Below are 17,365 nucleotides of genomic sequence, written 5' to 3'. Positions count from 1 at the left end.
ATCACCCCTAATTCACCCTTGTGACAGCCCAAGTTTTCGCTGGGCGTTTGATATAATAACCAGTTGATTCATCTATATTTACTCGTTTAAATGTTAAATCGGGTAAAGAACCATAATCATATAAAATATTATTTTGTGTATCTAATACTTGTATCCGTCCGGTAAGCCATTTTAAAGGAGTCCGTACCCCTTCGAAAACAATCATGTTTGCACCGTATTCGAGTGGTATATCAACGTATGTAGGATTATTACGTATAAAGTAATTTTCCTCTATTAACTTATCATTGCAATAAATATTTAATAAGTCGCCATCTTCATAATCATAGTCCCAAAGTTTTAATCGTAATGTATCTACATTTACTGTAATACCAGTTATATCTGTATATGGAGCAGGTTCATACCCATAGTTAACAGTTAAATCTAAAGTTTGATAGAATCCATCATCTGCAGAAATCATTGTATTAATACCTTTGACAAAGTAATTCCACTGTTGACCAGAATCTCTATTGTAAACTGAAATAACATCGAATAATTGAATCCTTGGATCCCCAACAACTGCAACCGTTAACGTTCTGAACTTCTGGATTGCTTTTAAATGATATGCTGCAGCAACTGCTCTTCTTGCAAAGAACGTTGTCGCCCAAGGAACCTCCACCATTTCCTCCCGTAAATCACCTTGCGATACGTTTTTTAATAGAAACGAATTAAGAAATCCGTTTGCGTAATCTCCGCATTTAACAACAATACTGTTACTTATATCCTGGTCAGTTAGCTGCATATCTAAAGAGATAAGATTTTCCCCTTCTCTAAAACTAAATTTTGCAGGTTCGTTAATTGCATAGTCCGGCATCTTCATAAATGTGCAACTTCCATCCGGTTCATGTTTTATATAATGGAATGTTGTATCTATAATATCGCGTACAATTTCATCCCACTTTTGAAACCTTTTACCGGTTGCTCCCTCAACAATCCAACTTTGATTGGTACCAGGAATGTTTACTCTGCTACCATGTAATGTAACTCCGGCTTTTTCAAAGAAGAATCTTACCACATCATAAACGTTACCGGTTGGTGCTACGATCTCATCTGATCCTGGTGTTGGGATAACGGATTTGTGTAAAACCTTTTTATATGATGTTGTGCAGGTGACGGATATTGTCCCACTTTCGGCATTTACCTTCACATCAGATACAAAACCATGTATATACGGTAAAGCTTCTTCACCGTATCCGATAGACACCTTAAATTCAGTCTGCGGATATAGCTGGTTTGTATTTGTTACTTCACTGTTATAAAACCATTCTTGAATAGAAGAGAACTTACCATACCAGTTGTCAGGAGCCATTTGACCGTATTCATTCGCAAAAGTAATAGTAAATGTACTAGCAAACTGATCTGCGTTCTCCTGTACTTCTAGTCCCATTACACGATGTTGTATTTGGACGTAAGTAGAAGAGTCTCTTTTTTTCATATAAACAATTAAATTAGGGGAGTTATTCCCTACCTGGAAATAGCTCCCCAACATTCTAATTAAAGAAATAGATCCTTCCCTCACATTCCATCAACTCCTACTCCTGCTTGTGACATAGATATTAATTTACATTTTGCTATAACTAGAGTTCCTTTTCTTATTGCATCTACTTCATTTGGCGGAATTATACCCCCGTAGGTACCGTAATCCCCAGTAATAATATGAGGGCGATATATTTCCTTCATGAAATCACGCCAATAACTAATATCGTTGAATAAAACATTGAATTCTACTTCGCATCCTTTATTCCCGTTACTTTGGAAACGGGGATAACCATGCATAATATTATAGTTTTTTAATCCGTCTAATGATTTAGGCATTTTTGTTTGCTCAATCATTGCAATTGTAGGTATAGGTCCGTATGCATGATAATAAACATCACGCAAATAGGCTACGTCAGAAGAACCGTAACCGATTGTTGTAAATTCAATTGTTTGTGGCCCTGCACCAACAAAAATTTCTCTTGCTTCCCAGGCATAAGCACCTCTTGCTCTAAATTTTTCAATACCATTTACCCGAACAATAAAGTGTTTATCCGGTAACATACCATCAGAACCAATAGGAACTTGGGACATAAAAGAAAAGTTATATGTCCCAGGCCATGAAAAATTAATAGTATATTTAATTGTACTTACTAATTCTGTAGCATCCCATAAGAGGTGATATGAACCAGCTCTTCTATGTAATGTTTTTAATATACTCATACATTTCGCACCGCCATTCCCATTAGATCGTCAGCAACTACGTTTTGTAGCAGCTTTCTCATTTTTACAAAGTCATCTGCGGATTGTAGTTTTTCAACAGAGACTTTAAATGTAGCATTTTGAATTGTTACGCCATTATCCGTTTTCTTCTCAACGTGGGTTTGTCCAGCAAATGGATGTGCAGTTTTACCAATTAAATCAACAGAACGTGCTCCCATTTGTCCAATTTGATTAGATACATCGGTTACTAGTTTCATTGGTTTAGGTGGAACGACAGCTTTATTTAGTAGTTCAGAAGCTTTGTCTACGGCAGGAATCATTTTTTCCATCCCTACACCAAGACCTTCTGTAATATAGCCCCCGTATTCCATCATTAACCGGGATGGGCTTCGGATACCAAAGAACTTTAATACGGCTTTAGGTATTCCCGAAACAACTCCTTTAGCTTTTTTTATAAGCCAATCTGCCATACCGGACATACCTTCACCAATACCAGCAATAATATCTTTTCCCCAGCTAACTGCATCTTTTGCTACATTTTTTACTATAGAACCAACTTTACTGAATACATCCTTTACAGTATCTACAATGCCTGTAAATGCACCAGTGATTGCTTTCTTTATAGTTTTAAAGTTACTAACAATAAATTCTTTTATACCGCCAACAACATCGGTTATTGTGTTATATAATTTGTTGAAATTAGTAATTACAAACCCAACAAATTCACGAACTGCATTAATGATTGTAAACTTTATAAAATTCCAAGCTGATTGAATCACATTTTTAATTGTGTTCATAACGCTAGAAATTGTATCTTTAATAGATTCCCAAGAAGATTTCACAAAATCTTTTAAGAATTTTAATACTGTAGTAAAGGTTGATTTAATTGCGTCCCAGGCTTTTTTTACAATTTCCTTAATCGTGTTAAAAACACTGGATATTGTATTTTTCATTTTTTCGAATTCGGTTTTTACGTACTGCTTTATTATTGCTAAAGCCATAGAGAAAATTCTTTTAATAGCATTCCATCCAGTAGAGAAAATTTTCTTCCAGGTGTTAACTGCCTTTTGGACACTATTCTTAATGAATTTCCATGTGCCATCTACAATTTTTTTCAATCCATCTAATGCAAATTTGAAGATGAATTTAATAGCATTCCAACCGAATTCGATTATATTTTTCAACAAGTTAAAATACCATTTAACTATTTTTACATAACCATCCCAAGCTTTAGAAAATATTTTACCTATGAATGACATTGCAGAACTGAATATTTTTTTCGTACCTTCCCAGAATCCAGAGAAGAACTTACCTAAACCATTCCAAGCAGATTTCGCACCTTTTACGGTTGCTTTCCAAGCCTTAGAACAGACATCGCCAATCCATTTAACTGCTTTCTTGGTGTATTTTACGATGCCATCCTAGTTTTTGTAAATTAGATATACTAATCCTACAATTGCTAGTATGGCAATCGTCCAGGGATTCATCAGTAAGGTCATCATGGATCTGCCCAACAGCGCTAGAGCTTTCCCGATTCCACCAAACATACCGATAAGTTTAGGGCCGACTTTAAGAATACCTGTAAATAATAATGGTACTTTAGTAAGTATTGGTACTAGGAATCTTAATGAACCAACAAATGCTCCAACTCCACTTGTCATAAAACCCATCATGGCGACTAATGGACCTAATACAGCGACCATACCTAATATTGCTACAACACCAATTTGAATTGGCTTAGGCATAGAACTAAATGCTTTTGCAGCAACTTCTACCGCTTTAATAATTGGAGGGAGTGCCACTTCTGCAATATCTAAAATAGCTTGTCCTAATGGTTCTAAAGATGCCATTGTAGTACGCATTAACTTTTGCCAACGAACACCAAAAGCTTCTTGCTGCGTCTTCTGCATTTTTCCCATTGTGCCCTCGACATCGCCTAACGCACCATTTGCATTATTAAGACCTAAGACAGCTTGAGCACCCATGTCTTCCCACTTTGTCAATTGTGTTATCGTAAAGGCTTTTTATCCTCTACTTCTTACAGTTCATTTCCTGTAAGTTCGGCATACGTTTTCACTAATAAGTGTCGCGGTCTCGTGGAAGGATTATATCTTTTCACCTTCTATGCTCTGCCCCTGGCTATACTTTGTATATCCTTCGGTTCAAATTAGGATTCGCACCCTCTTTGCTTCATACCGCGATTTTAATTCGGCACAATTTATCATCTACCGAATACAGCAACACCAAGTTGGTTTGCTTTTACTTTATCGTCCATCTTACCTAAATCACCTAAAACGGCATTAAATACATCCGCAGAAGTTCCTTTACCTTTATTGAAATTGTCCCAAACCTTTTGAGTTGCTGGACTCATTTCTGCAAAGGCATCAGATACACCTTTAGAACCATCCTGTACCCGAATACCGAACTCTTTTACAAGGTCGTTAATGTAATCGAGGTTATAACTGCCATCACGAGTCCCGTTTGCCATAATGGTAAACATCTCGTTAGCAGAGAAACCGGCTTGTTTGTACAATGGCGCATATTCGGCCACATTATCAAACATTTCATTTGAATAGTTCAAACCTTCTTGCCCACCAGCAGCAAATAAATCGAATGCTTCCTTTGAAGAAATACCAAACTGATTCATTAACTGCCCTGCACCACGAGTTACTTCATTGATATCAGAATCAAATGTTTTACCCAATGTCATAGCGCTTTTTGTAGCTTCTTCTAATTCTTCGTGAGGAACGTCTTTCATATTTTGATACACTTTTATAAGAGACTGATCCACTTCTTCAATACTTTGGCCAAATCCATCTTTCCAAGTTTCTTTTGCGATTTTACCAAGGTTTTCAGCACCTTTTTCAGTAAGACCTAAAGAAGATTGGATGTTTCTTTGAGAAGTATCGAAATCAGAAGCCACTTTTACAGCGGCAGCACCGATACCAGCTAAAGGTAAGGAAACGCCCGTTGTCATGTTTGTACCAACATCTTTCATTTTGTTACCTACATGACTAATTGATTCCCCTGCTTTTTGGAATTTATCATGCATTCCATTTGCAGTCTTTTGTACTCGATCTTCAAACTGTTGTAAATCTTTATAAGCGCCTTCTGCTTTAATACCAATCGTTCCGAACAGTTGGAACATTTCAGCTAACATTTACGCACCCCCTTCTGGGGCCGATAACCATTTTATTCTTCATCGTCGTCTTCCTGGAATTGAGCCATAATCTGCTCAACATGTGCTTCACACTCATCTTTCGTCCATACTTCACCCATTTCATAAGAAGACTCTTTATTGTCCTGGGTGTCAGTTAGTCCAAAGGCTTGAAGATAATCATTAAAAGTAGTACCTTCTTCAAGTTGACGAGTTTGAAAACCAATGAACGCCATCTTCTTCCACTCATTTAGTTCTTCTTGCTGCTCTTCTCGTGCAATTAGAGAAAACAGGTCCATTAAACGCGAATACGGTATTGATAAGACATAATCATCTGTCCATCCATATCGTTTTTGTATCTTGTCGAAAGCACGTAACATATTTTGTTCTGCTTCCTCTAAATATTCATCTGAGTCTTCATTTACGCTAGGATTGGCGCTGCTGCTGGTTGGTTCCATTTCTCGCTCTGAACTTTCACTAGCCCCTGCACTTGGTTGAAAAAAGTCATTAAGTCTTCACTTTCCAGTAATCCTTGAATAACAGAAACCATTGCTTCGGGAGGGAGTTGGCAAAATTCCTCTTTCTTAGCTTTTAGTAAACTTGCAAAGAACTCTGTGAAATCATCTTCACAAGCCGGGATCATTGTTAGTACACGTAAAGCAAACTCTAAACCTTTTTGTTTTTGTTGTTCTTTAAGTGCAGCTAACTGAACGTTTTTTTCTTCTTCTGGAAGAGACTCTGCAGCTTTTGTTAGTTCATCCATTTCATTTTTAGCTTTACCGAAATCTGCAAAATCAGCTATTGCATGGCGTCCAACTTTAGAAATAATCTTAGCGAACCGCCAAACATCAGTTACATTTAAGCGACGCATCAATATTTTCTCCCCTAAAATCGTGATTTCTGTACCCGTATTCATCATTTTTTCTAAAATAGATTTCATTTCGTGCCCTCCTTTTAGCATTTAGCTTGTTTTATGTAATAGAAAACCGACTACCATTTATGCGGTAGCCGGCGCTTTAGTTGCTGCAGTTTTCTTTTTCTTTGGTACATAAATTTCATACGGTGGCGTAGATGGTGCAGATTCACTGTAATGACCGATAAATTTACATTTCAAACCAACCGTTCCTTTACCATCTTTTAGATCTACTTCAATAGATGAGACTACCATTGCATTGCGAATTACGAAAATAACAGGTAATTCACTACCCGAAATCATACCGATTAGTGCGATATCATGGTAATTTGAATCTGGAATATCATTTGAAGGTTTCATAATATCGTAATCCTCTTCTGTAGTGCTATCTACCGTCATCCCAGGTAAAGCCAACTGTAGGTTTTCTTTTGTAAATTCAACTAATGTAACCTCAACGTGCGGTACATCTTTTAAAAGCCATTTACCGCGCACTAAATGACCAAGGACACCATCAATATCTGCATCATAATATTCACGATCAAAACCGACTTTTGTTCCGCCGGTAGTCGCTCCAACCATTTCGCCTAATTCTTTTATGCTTTTAAAATTTTTGTAAATAACACCGGGACCGATAACAAAATTATCAGTCGTGCCTTCGCGGACACCGTTAATCAATTTCCAAGCCATTTGTTCTACCTCCTAATACAAGTCCGTTCGAAATGTTCGAACAAGGAATTTTGCATTTATATGAATGATAGATGGGTCTTCATCTGGTACCGGCAGTTTACCTGCACGATGTATAGAAAGTATCCCATCATCTTTTAAACCAACTTCTCTATCTAGTAACTTCTCAATACGTGTAGCAATTAACTTTGCCTTATCATAATCCCCATTATCACAATACACATCGAAATTTAGAATCATACGATCTATAATTTCAACATCATCCGGATTATCTGCTTCAATTCTCATCACTACATAAGGCATTTCCATATCATCTTGTGCAGTTTGGAATGAAAGAGCAGGCCCTTTGTCCTCGCCTTCACCATACTCTGATAGATTATCTTTTATTATTTCATCGTTCTCTACAAGCATTCTAATAGCTGCAATAGCGTTAGACATGTATTACCCTCCCATCATTCTTTTAAGTTCTCTACGTTCTTTTTCAAACGCTTTTAATAGGAATGGACGGGCTTCCATATGACTTGTACCAGTTTCAAGCCATATTGCTTTTTTCAAATCGCTCCCTACTGCACCCAATACCTCTGATTGTGACCGTTTAACATTGTATTTAATCGAATTTAACAAGTCACCGGTACGAACAGCAGGAGCTTCACCTGGTTTAGAAGCAGTATATTTACGACTCGTATGAGGTATTTTGTATTGCTTACCGCTACGGCTGCCTGTGAGGTTCTTCTTAACTTGATTTTGTAAATGAATAGATGCTGCTGTGACTTTTTCAACACACATAGCGTTAATATGCGTCTTTACTTGCTCCATATTACTTAAGTACTCAATTTCTACTGAATTCGCCATATAGAATCATACCTTTTCGCAATAAATTTCAATGTGATGATTCATAAATGCAGGATTACGCGGCTCTCCTTTTACTTCAAATGTATAATCAACACCCACATCTTCATTTTTGAAATGAATTAGATCATTGGGTTTAATTATGTAAGAAGCAGGTGCATATATCTTAAAGGTTGTATCGAAATTCTGTTTATCACGCTTAAATCTCTCATTATCAGTAGCAGAATTAGTAGTTACACGGCAAATCATCTTCTCGTAAACGTCCTCTGGTACTTCTGCATAGTTACCAGCAGATTGCTTCTTTTTCTTTTTTCGTTTTACAACTACCTCATGAATATATAAATCATCCATTCCACCATCATCGAAATACATTTCGTTCATGTGGCCATCACCGGCTTAACTCTTGCTCTAAAGCCTTTTAAACCATTGAGTATCTTATTGTTTGTAGCTGGTTCATCTAGCGTTTCTGGGCTAATCTGGTACGAATAATCCCCAATACTCTCCGATGTCTTCATACCTTTTCGTTGTAAGTTAGCACGAACTACTGCAGAAACAACCAAATCAATAATACATTTCTTCATAAGTACCTGCAGATCATCATAATCTTGTATCTTATATTCGAATTCATATAACTGATTTTCGGATAAACCATAAACAATCCGCCCATTTACAGTAATAGAATCGGTCATATCTTGTTTCGAACTAACATGAGTTACTTTTGCTATAGATTCAGCAGGAAAAGAAAGCCACGCTAGTTTACTTGTTTGAATGACTTCTTTCATTGGATTCTCCGGCTTAACTCTTAAATACTTTCTAGTAATAACTGCATAGTAATCTATTAGTTCTTGAATTACTGTATCAGGCATCTTTTGCACATTTACGCGGTCTTTAATGTCCTGCAAGGTAATATCCATTATGTTTCTTTCTCCTTCTTATCGACTTATTTTACAAGTTCAAAATGTCCAGTGCTTACAAGGTAATCAGCTTTTTCATTTGCAACTGTTTCTTCTTGGCCATTCTTAAACTTTTGTCCATAAGCGGTGTAAGTGCCGCCGTATCGCAGCATAACTACTTTCATAATTAACACCCCTTTCACGAATGTAAACTATTACATGAAAGTTTACATTCGTATTGTTGATTTTATTGGTTCTATCTCGTTTTCTATTAAAAACAAGAAAATAATAAAAAAGTATACATTCAAAACCCTAACAACAAAGGGTTTATTCTCATAAAAAATACGCCTGGATATTAAGCTCCAAACGTATCCGGAATATTTGTTAGGATTGCTACTGCATCCATTTCTTGAATTACAGCATCATCATCAAAGTGAATTACATAGAATCGTTTATCTTCCATTACTGCAGTTTTACCTTCTGTAGTTTTACGAACACGAGTGTCGTATGTATTAACTGCAATAAAGTTTTTAGGGTCTGCAAGAATAATAACATCGTCTTCTAAAGATGGAACCGTAACAATTCCGTATCCCATTGGTTTATTAACTTGATCTCCTGCTCCAAGTAACGCAGCATCACCAGCGCCAGTAGGACGATTTGTTAAATACTCAATCCATTTCTCTCTACGGCTTGGGGACATAATCCAACGTAAATTGCTGTTTTTATATTTATTTGGCATCGCACCGGATAAAGCGAAGATAGAACCTTTTCCAAATCCATTCGCTGCGGCTGCTTCACCTGTACCAGTTACTAACTTAGAGTGATCGACAATATGAGACTCTTTTGATTTCTTGATTTTTTTCAACCATCCATCATTGATAGATAACATTCCGTCGGGAGAGTCTGTATCACCATTCCAATGTAAATCCTCTAAATCGATACCTAATTGTGTAGACATAAGAGCCATTACAGTATCTTCATAACCTTCACCTTCAATATTTTCGCGGAGTAATTCTTCTGTAATTTCCCAAGGTAAACGAATAGCCTTTGTATTGTACTCAATTTTAGAAGTTTGAACACCTGCGCGGTAATTATCATCGCTGTTTTCTGTTTTCTTGCGTAAGATACGGCCACCAATTGCAATTTTATCTAATTCACCTTGTTTTGCTTTACGCATTTCTTTACGGTGTAATTGTGAGAATGGCGTTGTATCAAATGCCATACGGAAGAACTCTTTACTTTGTTCTGGATTTAATAACCCTGCATTCATTCCACTTGTTGTCATTGCTGCCTTTTCAATACGATCTAAACGTTTTAATAATTGTGCGTTAGTCATTGTCATAATGATAAATCCTCCTCTTACAGGTTCAATCCTGCCCATTTAGATTTTTTAATTTGTTGTTGTCCTGGTGTAACTTCTTCATCTGGATCTAAACCTTTACGGATAGAAGCAGCATTTTCGATATTTTCAAGTCGCTTTGTAATTGGTTCTAGTGCTTTTTGAATAACTGCTGCAGCTTTTTCTTCCTCTGTTTGCTCTTCTGGCGTCGGTTCTACCTCTTCACCATTCACCTGCTTTTCAATCTTTTCTAACTTAGTAGCTAGTGGTTCCACTGCTTGTTTAACAATCTCTGCAATATCTTCTGCTTTCATTTCGTCTTCCTCCTGTGGTGAAGCTGCTTCTTTTATTTCGGTAATTAAAGCTAATGCTTCATCTAATTTTGTATGATTCTTTTGGGATAATACCTTCCCAGCTTTTTTAATACTTTCTAAAACAATGCTTTCTGCTTGTACACTGTCCTCTGATTTCGCAATGGTATAACCGCCTTTAATAGAAGAAAGTATGTCCTTCATATCATCAAGAGCAGCTGCCATACGGTCGATATCGGGGTTACTTTCCCAAATCTCCCAATAGAACACATCTTCAAATAAATTAAAAACAGCCCGCAAATCACGCTTTTGTTTTTCATCAACAAAGCGGTCTTTTACTTCACCTTTTGCGATTTTGTGAGTTTCACCTTTAACGAAATCTAGCATTTTTCGAATAAGGCCTTTATCTTCATGAGTAAAATCACCAGTCTTGGCAATTTCAACACGTTCACCAAATCCACCCATTGAAAAGCCAGTTACATCACCCTTTTTAATTTCTTCCCAGGTGTCTGTATCATCAACACGAACAGTCATAAGCCATGTTCCTGCTTTTACTTCTTGTTCGCCTACTGTCATATCACTTTTAGCAATCCAGTTTTCAACAACCGTCCCTTTACCAGCAATTTCATCGTGTTGTTTATCGATGTGTTGGTAATTTTCCATAAAGGTATATGCAGCCTTTTCAATTTCCTCTGCGGTCATTGTGTCCCCGTGTGAATCCTCTACATCCGGTTCGTATACCACGCCTGTAACAAGTTGCTTCTCTTCCTCTGTTTTAAGGATTGGAACTTGTTTTGATATATTTGATTGTTTAGTAGATTCGCTTTTCATAATGGCGAATTGACGACCATTAGCGCCCTTTGTAACTAATGAAACATAGCTGATATTGGCGTTTTTTAGTTCATATCCCATCGTTTTACCTCCTTCCCTATAAATATTGGGGTTCCACTGTCAAAACGCATAATAGCCAATTTAAAGCCGCATACGTTTTGACGATGAAACCCCAATCAAATAGGTGTATTTTATTACTCTTCTGAAATCATAGTGCAGCGGCAATGTGGATGCGCTGGCGGACACATCTTTCCATTACTAAATAGATCATCAATACCTACCGTTTCCCCATGTAAACCACCACATTCTTTACAAACACGCTCATCGTTTCCTGTAAGCCATGTTTTCTTATTTCTATTTGCGCCCTTATAAGCAATTAAATTGCCGTAATTCATTGCATATGTTGTTTCTGTACGTGCAATCATCATTGCTCTGTAGTTACTTGCTTCTGACATCACATCTGCAATAGAAACACTTAATGCATCGACACCCATTCCTTCACTAAGATTCTTTAGCATTGTTTCTCTTAATCTTTCTTTAGTGGTTTCATGGATTCCCTTTGCTAATTCAAAAGCGTAAGTAGCTACCCATTTTGCAGCAACGTCACCAATTGGATCTAATACCATCCAGGTTAAACCGTTAGAAGCTATAGCACTCTGTACAAACTCTGTTACATCATCCTGTAGTGTGTCTGTGACTTCATCGACAAACATTTGTCGTTCTTCATCCCAATCAACACTATCCAGAAATTCATCAACTTCTGCTTCTGCAATTACAAGATCAATCTCTTCATCTGCTTTATTAATACGAATTACGGGAAGCAGGTTTAAGAGCCGTTTTCCCTGTTCAGAAAAAAATCAGCTACCTTCTTTTGCATAGCTTTCTCTACTTCTTCATGCTTTTCCCTAAATGCATTAATAGCAATTAAGTTATCTTGCTCACTATCTGCAGCTTTTGCAATAGGTTCCGGTAGAGAAGGTTCAGTTGTACCATCAAAGAATTTATCCCCTTCTGGTACAGGTTCATAACCTACTACCTTGCGGGACTCATTCAGTTTTAATATTCCACCTTCATAACTGTCTTTTGCATACTTCAAATCTGCTTCACGATCATCCGTATCGATTTCATTTAATTTGAAATACCAATCTAAACCACCTAGTATTTCAGCAAATACACGGAACAATTGATTATTTAATCGATGTTCTAAGATTTCTTGACCAGGCTCTATAATAGAGCGCTTATACATCTCGTTCATTTCTTTAGCGGTTGTTTGCCCCAACGAACCTGTCATAGCCCAACCTATGCGATAAGGCGGTACACGATGGGCCACACATATCTCCATTGCGCTATCCTGCTTATATAAACGGAAACTACCTTCCTTTACGTCTGGACTGACTTTTTCTAACTTAGCTGTTGCTCCTGGTGGAACAGGAACTACGGCCAACTTATGATGTTCACCCTTAGTTTCTGCAGAGAAAAATGCTTTTAGTTCGTTTTCTGTTCCCTCATCTATTTCATCGACACCCTCAAGGAATAGCAGAGCGTCTGGAATAGTCTTGCCTGTAAAAAAGTTAATATTGTAATCTCTTACCGCTTGAGAGCCAACTATTGAGCCAATAGAACTAACATAATTAGGTATTCCGTAATATGAAGAACGAGAACCAAATTTACGAATAACAATTACTTCTCCGGCTTTTTCTGTTCCGCTTTCTGCAATATCTTCTTCAATTAAAGGTCTACCATCAGCAAGACGGAAATCATCAGGATAACCGAACTTTTTAAACCATCGTTCTTTGTTATTTACAATTTGAGCAAAGCGTATTTTGTCCTTATGAGCACGTACTGTATGAGCTGGAATGTGGTATAGTTCTGACGGTTCATCCTTGATATTACGAACAACTTCAATAATGCCCCATCCAACGGTTTCGTAATCATCCCATACCGCCCTTATGATCTCTGAGCTTGTCATTTCCGGATTGCAATTTCGCATAAAGTCTTTTAACCTTTTATATTGCTCCTGACTCGCTGCTTCTTTTACTTCTTCAAAAGGAGCAAAGTCAAAACCAACACCAGCAATATCATCGACTTTTGCGCTAATACAAGCAGAATGGATTGGATTACTTTCCTTTATTTCCAGCAGCACCGACATATCATAAGGTGGTTTAACCAACCCTTTATCGCCATATATTTGCGCGAATGGATCTACAGCCATTTGCTTACTGTTGTCTTCCCTATTCTTTGGATCATCTGCTGCTTTATTAATACCAAATACTTTTACATTCTTTATGGTTTTCTTATCGCTCATATCGTTTGTGTGTCCTCCTTTCTTCTATTAATAGAGAGCAAAAGAAATAGCCGAACAATAAATGTCCGACTACACTCTTTTAACCTTCCCACCCATAACTACTTTCGGTTTATAGAAGGCTAGAACTATAGCATCTGCTCTATCGGGTGATTGCAATCCGCGTTTCTTCATTTCTTCTTTTCGCTCTAATGCAATCTTACCTCTACTTGTTATTCTGTATTTACGGCTAGAAAATTGAGAAATCATTTTTTCATCATTTGGAATCTCCATTGTAGGTTCTTCACCCTGTATAAATGCTTTCATATTCTCTTCAAGTAAATCTCTTACAACGGCCCAGCCTTCTGTACCTGCATTATCATAATGCTCATCATCAAGTGGCTTCCCGTTATTCACAACTGGATATACTTTGAATGGTAATCGTTCAGATTTAATAACTTCTTTCAATCTGTCCGTAACACCACCACCAACGCCACTATCATCGACTTTTATATCAACTCTTTTTAACTGCTTGTACTTTGCCATGTATTCCTTAGCTAATTTCAATACATGACCAGCAGTTTCCATAGTATCTTGTTTATAGTGGTTTAATAATTTAAAGACTTTATTTCCTATCCTTGGAGCAATTACAGTTTCATCATCACCAAATCGCGCAACGTCAACACCTAAGTCAAGTGTTTCACCAGTCGGCTCTACTTTACAAGATGCTGCTTGCTCTACAATTTCTAGTGGAATAAAAGCATCTGCTTCTGCTTTAGGAAATTCACCAAGTACACGTACACGCCAAACGTCCGAACCCTCACCGTATTTCTTTTTCAATACTTCTATATTGTCTTTACTGGTTCGAGGGCTATCTAAGCTAGAGACTTTATGTATTTTATATAAATCTCTGTCACGATTATGAGAATCATAAAAAACACCGCTTGTTCTTGTTGGGTTTCCGCATAAAAACAATTTATTTTCTGCACCAGATAAAGTACCAAGTATAGCTTCCATAATAGGATCTGCTATACCAGAAGCTTCATCACATACAAATAACATATAATCTTCGTGGAAACCCTGCATATTCTCCGGCTTCGTTGCTGTTCTAGCAGTAGCAAACCAGCGTTCTTCACTACCAATCATGTATACTCGTGTTTTAGTCCATTTAAGAAGATTCTTAACTGCACTTCCTTCTAACCATTTGGCTATTTCGGCCCAAAGTACAGTAAATAACTGTTCCTTTGTAGGAGCTGTACAAATAACTTTTGGATTCGGCCTACAGCAGAGGAACCAAATAACAACAACTGACTCAAGACCTGTTTTACCAACCCCTTGGCCAGAACGCACTGAAACCTTTGGACTTTGTGCCAAATCCATAAGAACTTTTCTCTGCCATTCATCCGGATAAAAACCCAGCATGTCCTCGGCAAACGCAACCGGATCATCCCAATAAACATCGATAATCTCCATAAATTCAATAAAAGCCGTATTACTCATTAGCTTCAGCTTCCTTTTGTTTTCGTCTACGCTCTGCTATCTTCATAAGAGACTCTTTCCAGTCTTCTGTATTCTGATTAGTATCACCATCAACTTTAATTGCAGCGATCTCTTTCTTGAGTTTCTCAATTCGTAGTTTTTGTTCCTCTGTATTAGCTAATCTATCGTATTTTTCAATTAGATTTACTAGCGTTGACATTGCTTTCGATTGAGCATTTAAGAAACTAGCTTGCTTATCCCAAGCAAATTGAATTTCCCACTCTTCCTCATAGCCGCTTTCCGTAAGTTTATTTTTCCGCAGTTCTTTGGTCATGTCTTCGTTGTCTTTAACAAACATAATACGTTGAGCATGAATGATTTGAGTGTACTGCAGCATAATACTATCCCAAATGATTGTTAAGGAATCGTTGTTAACTGCTTCTTTTAATTCTTCTTTTAAATCATATATTTCTTGCGGTAAGTACTTTCTATACAAACCATGAGTAGCAGCATTACCATTACGTAGTGGAGCAGCGCCACCGGAATTACCGACAGCATTTTTATTACCCTTGGGTGCTCCACCACGATTGTTTACAGCATTCGTATTACCCTTGGGCGCTCCTGGTTTCTTTTTGGAGTACTCCGTATCTTTCTTTGGAGTACTCCGTTCATTTTTATGGAGTACTCCATTTAATTTGTCTATCCATCCATCTTTGGATTTCCATCCGCCAACCGTTTTTTCACTTACAGTTTTTTCGGATGTAGACAACAATTCAGCAATTTTACGATTCGTAATATCACCATTATGTTCTTTAAATATTTCATACGCTTTGTTACGGTCTGGACTTCGTTGTCTGGCCATAATTACATAACACCTGCCCCCTTATCCAATTGTTTGCACTTCCTTCTCTAAACACTCAATGCATATATGAGCATTATCCGTATTTGCTTCACGGAGATATGTTTTATCAAAATGAGTAATAGTTAATGGCATTTTTAATGTCCACATGCACGGCTCATTACAAACAGAGCATGTAGGAACGTTTATATTTTCTTCTTCCATTTACACCACCTCACGCTAATTGCTTTCCAAAATAAAAAAGTAGCGGATTTGCTACTTTTAATTAACAATGATACAGTTGACCACGAATTTCGCCATTAGGATGTTGTACTGTATGAACATTAATATAAATGTTTCCATCGATGATTTCATTTACAAGAGCATCTAATGTTTGACCAGCCAACGGCCCAACCAAATCCTCTTGAGTGATCATTCCTGTAAAAGTTGCACACTCTATTGAAACTGGATTGGTTATAGGTCCAAATAAAAAAGCTACAACAGGACCATTCGCTCCTTTCGCTCCTAGATGCAGATGGGCAACTACTACATTCTCTATATCGAATAACTCCAACTTAAATTTTAAACTAAGCTCGTCCCGACTCAATTTAAAGAAAGCTTGTCCTCGAGCATCCGTTTCTACTGGTGGAACTTCATTTCTGCCACGTAACTTTGCGAAGAACATATTTATCACTCCTATGCTTTTTATTTACTCCTAATATATTCATGTCCTTCTGAAATGGTGACAAAATAAAAAAGCAGCAGATTCGCTACTTTGATAATTACTTATTCCATTCATTCAAGTCTTTATATCGTACTTTATACACCTTTTCAATAACATTTCCATGCCAACGGTTCTCTTTTTCCACTCTATTATTTTTAAAGTTAAACTCGCTTATGTCGCCATTTACGTTTAGCCATTCCGGATTATTATGAGCGTATTGATAAATAAACATCCTAGCCTCTTTTAATGAACTGAATTTTTCTTCGAATGGAATAGCTTCATTACCTTTATGTCTAATTACTTCATACAATCCAACTTCTATTTCTCCTCTTGTTTCGAAATACGGTTTAGTAAAACGATCCAACTTTCTCATCTTAACATCCCCCTTTCAATTCGCCTTAAATTTATTATACAAAATAAAAATAGCTACTTTTGAAAAGTTTCATACTTTTTTTGTGAAAAGAATCTTATTTTCACAAATCCATAACGAAATTTGTTACATGCATGGGAAATGAATAGATATTCAAAATGACTACCGATAAGGTTACTTATGTAAACAAGGTATTCGGGAAATACGCTGTCATATCAACGTTTGTGGCACTTTTAAGAACTTCCACTTACAACATCTTTTATACATTGTTGATTTTACGCTGTTTTTACCCTAAAACCCTCACCATTTCCTGCATAAATTTCACTTGGTTAACTACCTCTATTTTTATCAAAATTTACGTAACAAAATATATGATCTGTAACATTAGACTATATTTTTAATCATTTACCATTAAATGGGTTGAGTTGAGTTTGTTTTGTTAATCCTTATCTTTCACAACA

The 17,365-nt window shown here is 36.9% G+C and carries 19 protein-coding genes and 2 pseudogenes; all 21 read right to left on the bottom strand.

Features of this window, described 5'->3' with window-relative positions; genetic code table 11:
• Nucleotides 1-7: 7 nt before the first annotated feature.
• Nucleotides 8-1,555 carry a hypothetical protein gene (locus tag V7S45_RS10495; protein WP_098852123.1) on the bottom strand — a complete coding sequence of 516 codons (1,548 nt, stop codon included), beginning with the start codon at nt 1,553-1,555 and terminating at the stop codon, nt 8-10.
• A complete protein-coding gene (locus V7S45_RS10490) occupies nt 1,552-2,235 on the bottom strand; it encodes a hypothetical protein (protein ID WP_088346016.1) in 684 nt (227 codons plus the stop codon). Before V7S45_RS10490 ends, V7S45_RS10495 begins: the two co-directional genes overlap by 4 nt.
• Nucleotides 2,232-4,238: pseudogene (locus V7S45_RS10485) on the bottom strand (hypothetical protein). Before V7S45_RS10485 ends, V7S45_RS10490 begins: the two are co-directional and overlap by 4 nt.
• Nucleotides 4,239-4,462: 224 nt before the next feature.
• Nucleotides 4,463-5,395, bottom strand: a pseudogene (locus V7S45_RS10480) (phage tail tape measure protein); the annotation flags it as partial.
• Between the two features lie 32 nt (nt 5,396-5,427).
• Nucleotides 5,428-5,850: a hypothetical protein gene (locus tag V7S45_RS10475; RefSeq protein WP_070183786.1), complete on the bottom strand. Its 423-nt coding sequence runs from the start codon at nt 5,848-5,850 to the stop codon at nt 5,428-5,430.
• Complete coding sequence (locus V7S45_RS10470; protein WP_000836018.1) at nt 5,814-6,332, bottom strand: hypothetical protein; 519 nt, start codon at nt 6,330-6,332, stop codon at nt 5,814-5,816. The genes V7S45_RS10475 and V7S45_RS10470 overlap by 37 nt, the downstream gene beginning before the upstream one ends.
• A 57-nt stretch (nt 6,333-6,389) precedes the next feature.
• The gene (locus tag V7S45_RS10465) at nt 6,390-6,992 is read right to left on the bottom strand and encodes a hypothetical protein (RefSeq protein ID WP_000312356.1); all 603 of its coding nucleotides are present in this window, start codon (nt 6,990-6,992) and stop codon (nt 6,390-6,392) included.
• A gap of 12 nt (nt 6,993-7,004) precedes the next feature.
• Complete coding sequence (locus V7S45_RS10460; protein ID WP_086389807.1) at nt 7,005-7,427, bottom strand: hypothetical protein; 423 nt, start codon at nt 7,425-7,427, stop codon at nt 7,005-7,007.
• A gap of 3 nt (nt 7,428-7,430) precedes the next feature.
• A complete protein-coding gene (locus tag V7S45_RS10455) occupies nt 7,431-7,841 on the bottom strand; it encodes an HK97-gp10 family putative phage morphogenesis protein (RefSeq protein WP_342761792.1) in 411 nt (136 codons plus the stop codon).
• Nucleotides 7,842-7,847: 6 nt separating this feature from the next.
• Nucleotides 7,848-8,219 (bottom strand): hypothetical protein, encoded by a 372-nt coding sequence (locus V7S45_RS10450; protein WP_199670458.1) that lies wholly within the window; start codon nt 8,217-8,219, stop codon nt 7,848-7,850.
• Complete coding sequence (locus tag V7S45_RS10445) at nt 8,216-8,752, bottom strand: hypothetical protein (protein WP_342761791.1); 537 nt, start codon at nt 8,750-8,752, stop codon at nt 8,216-8,218. The genes V7S45_RS10450 and V7S45_RS10445 overlap by 4 nt, the downstream gene beginning before the upstream one ends.
• Nucleotides 8,753-8,778: 26 nt before the next feature.
• A complete protein-coding gene (locus V7S45_RS10440) occupies nt 8,779-8,916 on the bottom strand; it encodes a YqbF domain-containing protein (protein WP_342761790.1) in 138 nt (45 codons plus the stop codon).
• A gap of 170 nt (nt 8,917-9,086) precedes the next feature.
• Nucleotides 9,087-10,073, bottom strand: a complete 987-nt coding sequence (locus V7S45_RS10435) for a phage major capsid protein (protein WP_342761789.1) — start codon at nt 10,071-10,073, stop codon at nt 9,087-9,089.
• A gap of 17 nt (nt 10,074-10,090) precedes the next feature.
• Nucleotides 10,091-11,293, bottom strand: a complete 1,203-nt coding sequence (locus V7S45_RS10430; protein WP_342761788.1) for an XkdF-like putative serine protease domain-containing protein — start codon at nt 11,291-11,293, stop codon at nt 10,091-10,093.
• Between the two features lie 113 nt (nt 11,294-11,406).
• Entirely contained in the window at nt 11,407-11,925 is a 519-nt protein-coding gene (locus V7S45_RS10425; protein WP_342761787.1) for a phage minor head protein, read from the bottom strand.
• A 113-nt stretch (nt 11,926-12,038) separates the two neighbouring features.
• Nucleotides 12,039-13,517, bottom strand: coding sequence for a phage portal protein (locus tag V7S45_RS10420; RefSeq protein WP_342761786.1), 1,479 nt, complete (start codon nt 13,515-13,517; stop codon nt 12,039-12,041).
• A gap of 69 nt (nt 13,518-13,586) precedes the next feature.
• Entirely contained in the window at nt 13,587-14,993 is a 1,407-nt protein-coding gene (locus V7S45_RS10415) for a DEAD/DEAH box helicase family protein (RefSeq protein ID WP_342761785.1), read from the bottom strand.
• Nucleotides 14,986-15,834 (bottom strand): phage terminase small subunit, encoded by an 849-nt coding sequence (gene terS, locus V7S45_RS10410; RefSeq protein WP_242805855.1) that lies wholly within the window; start codon nt 15,832-15,834, stop codon nt 14,986-14,988. Before terS ends, V7S45_RS10415 begins: the two co-directional genes overlap by 8 nt.
• 21 nt (nt 15,835-15,855) lie before the next feature.
• Nucleotides 15,856-16,035 (bottom strand): hypothetical protein, encoded by a 180-nt coding sequence (locus V7S45_RS10405; protein WP_000390759.1) that lies wholly within the window; start codon nt 16,033-16,035, stop codon nt 15,856-15,858.
• A gap of 61 nt (nt 16,036-16,096) precedes the next feature.
• Entirely contained in the window at nt 16,097-16,495 is a 399-nt protein-coding gene (locus V7S45_RS10400; protein WP_342761784.1) for a CHRD domain-containing protein, read from the bottom strand.
• Between the two features lie 97 nt (nt 16,496-16,592).
• The gene (locus V7S45_RS10395) at nt 16,593-16,907 is read right to left on the bottom strand and encodes a hypothetical protein (RefSeq protein ID WP_342761783.1); all 315 of its coding nucleotides are present in this window, start codon (nt 16,905-16,907) and stop codon (nt 16,593-16,595) included.
• Nucleotides 16,908-17,365 lie beyond the last annotated feature (458 nt).

The organism is Bacillus sp. BR3(2024) (genome assembly GCF_039134555.1).
Lineage (GTDB): Bacteria > Bacillota > Bacilli > Bacillales > Bacillaceae_G > Bacillus_A > Bacillus_A cereus.
This window is presented reverse-complemented; position numbering and strand designations above follow the sequence as displayed.

What these genes read in the sequence shown, in the direction of transcription:
- V7S45_RS10475 (WP_070183786.1), bottom strand. Translation starts at nt 5,850, where the DNA reads ATGGAACCAACCAGCAGCAGCGCCAATCCTAGCGTAAATGAAGACTCA.
- V7S45_RS10465 (WP_000312356.1), bottom strand. Translation starts at nt 6,992, where the DNA reads ATGGCTTGGAAATTGATTAACGGTGTCCGCGAAGGCACGACTGATAAT.
- V7S45_RS10405 (WP_000390759.1), bottom strand. Translation starts at nt 16,035, where the DNA reads ATGGAAGAAGAAAATATAAACGTTCCTACATGCTCTGTTTGTAATGAG.
- V7S45_RS10420 (WP_342761786.1), bottom strand. Translation starts at nt 13,517, where the DNA reads ATGAGCGATAAGAAAACCATAAAGAATGTAAAAGTATTTGGTATTAAT.
- V7S45_RS10435 (WP_342761789.1), bottom strand. Translation starts at nt 10,073, where the DNA reads ATGACAATGACTAACGCACAATTATTAAAACGTTTAGATCGTATTGAA.
- terS (WP_242805855.1), bottom strand. Translation starts at nt 15,834, where the DNA reads ATGGCCAGACAACGAAGTCCAGACCGTAACAAAGCGTATGAAATATTT.
- V7S45_RS10395 (WP_342761783.1), bottom strand. Translation starts at nt 16,907, where the DNA reads ATGAGAAAGTTGGATCGTTTTACTAAACCGTATTTCGAAACAAGAGGA.
- V7S45_RS10490 (WP_088346016.1), bottom strand. Translation starts at nt 2,235, where the DNA reads ATGAGTATATTAAAAACATTACATAGAAGAGCTGGTTCATATCACCTC.
- V7S45_RS10445 (WP_342761791.1), bottom strand. Translation starts at nt 8,752, where the DNA reads ATGGATATTACCTTGCAGGACATTAAAGACCGCGTAAATGTGCAAAAG.
- V7S45_RS10430 (WP_342761788.1), bottom strand. Translation starts at nt 11,293, where the DNA reads ATGGGATATGAACTAAAAAACGCCAATATCAGCTATGTTTCATTAGTT.
- V7S45_RS10450 (WP_199670458.1), bottom strand. Translation starts at nt 8,219, where the DNA reads ATGAACGAAATGTATTTCGATGATGGTGGAATGGATGATTTATATATT.
- V7S45_RS10415 (WP_342761785.1), bottom strand. Translation starts at nt 14,993, where the DNA reads ATGAGTAATACGGCTTTTATTGAATTTATGGAGATTATCGATGTTTAT.
- V7S45_RS10460 (WP_086389807.1), bottom strand. Translation starts at nt 7,427, where the DNA reads ATGTCTAACGCTATTGCAGCTATTAGAATGCTTGTAGAGAACGATGAA.
- V7S45_RS10400 (WP_342761784.1), bottom strand. Translation starts at nt 16,495, where the DNA reads ATGTTCTTCGCAAAGTTACGTGGCAGAAATGAAGTTCCACCAGTAGAA.
- V7S45_RS10440 (WP_342761790.1), bottom strand. Translation starts at nt 8,916, where the DNA reads ATGAAAGTAGTTATGCTGCGATACGGCGGCACTTACACCGCTTATGGA.
- V7S45_RS10425 (WP_342761787.1), bottom strand. Translation starts at nt 11,925, where the DNA reads ATGTTTGTCGATGAAGTCACAGACACACTACAGGATGATGTAACAGAG.
- V7S45_RS10455 (WP_342761792.1), bottom strand. Translation starts at nt 7,841, where the DNA reads ATGGCGAATTCAGTAGAAATTGAGTACTTAAGTAATATGGAGCAAGTA.
- V7S45_RS10470 (WP_000836018.1), bottom strand. Translation starts at nt 6,332, where the DNA reads ATGAAATCTATTTTAGAAAAAATGATGAATACGGGTACAGAAATCACG.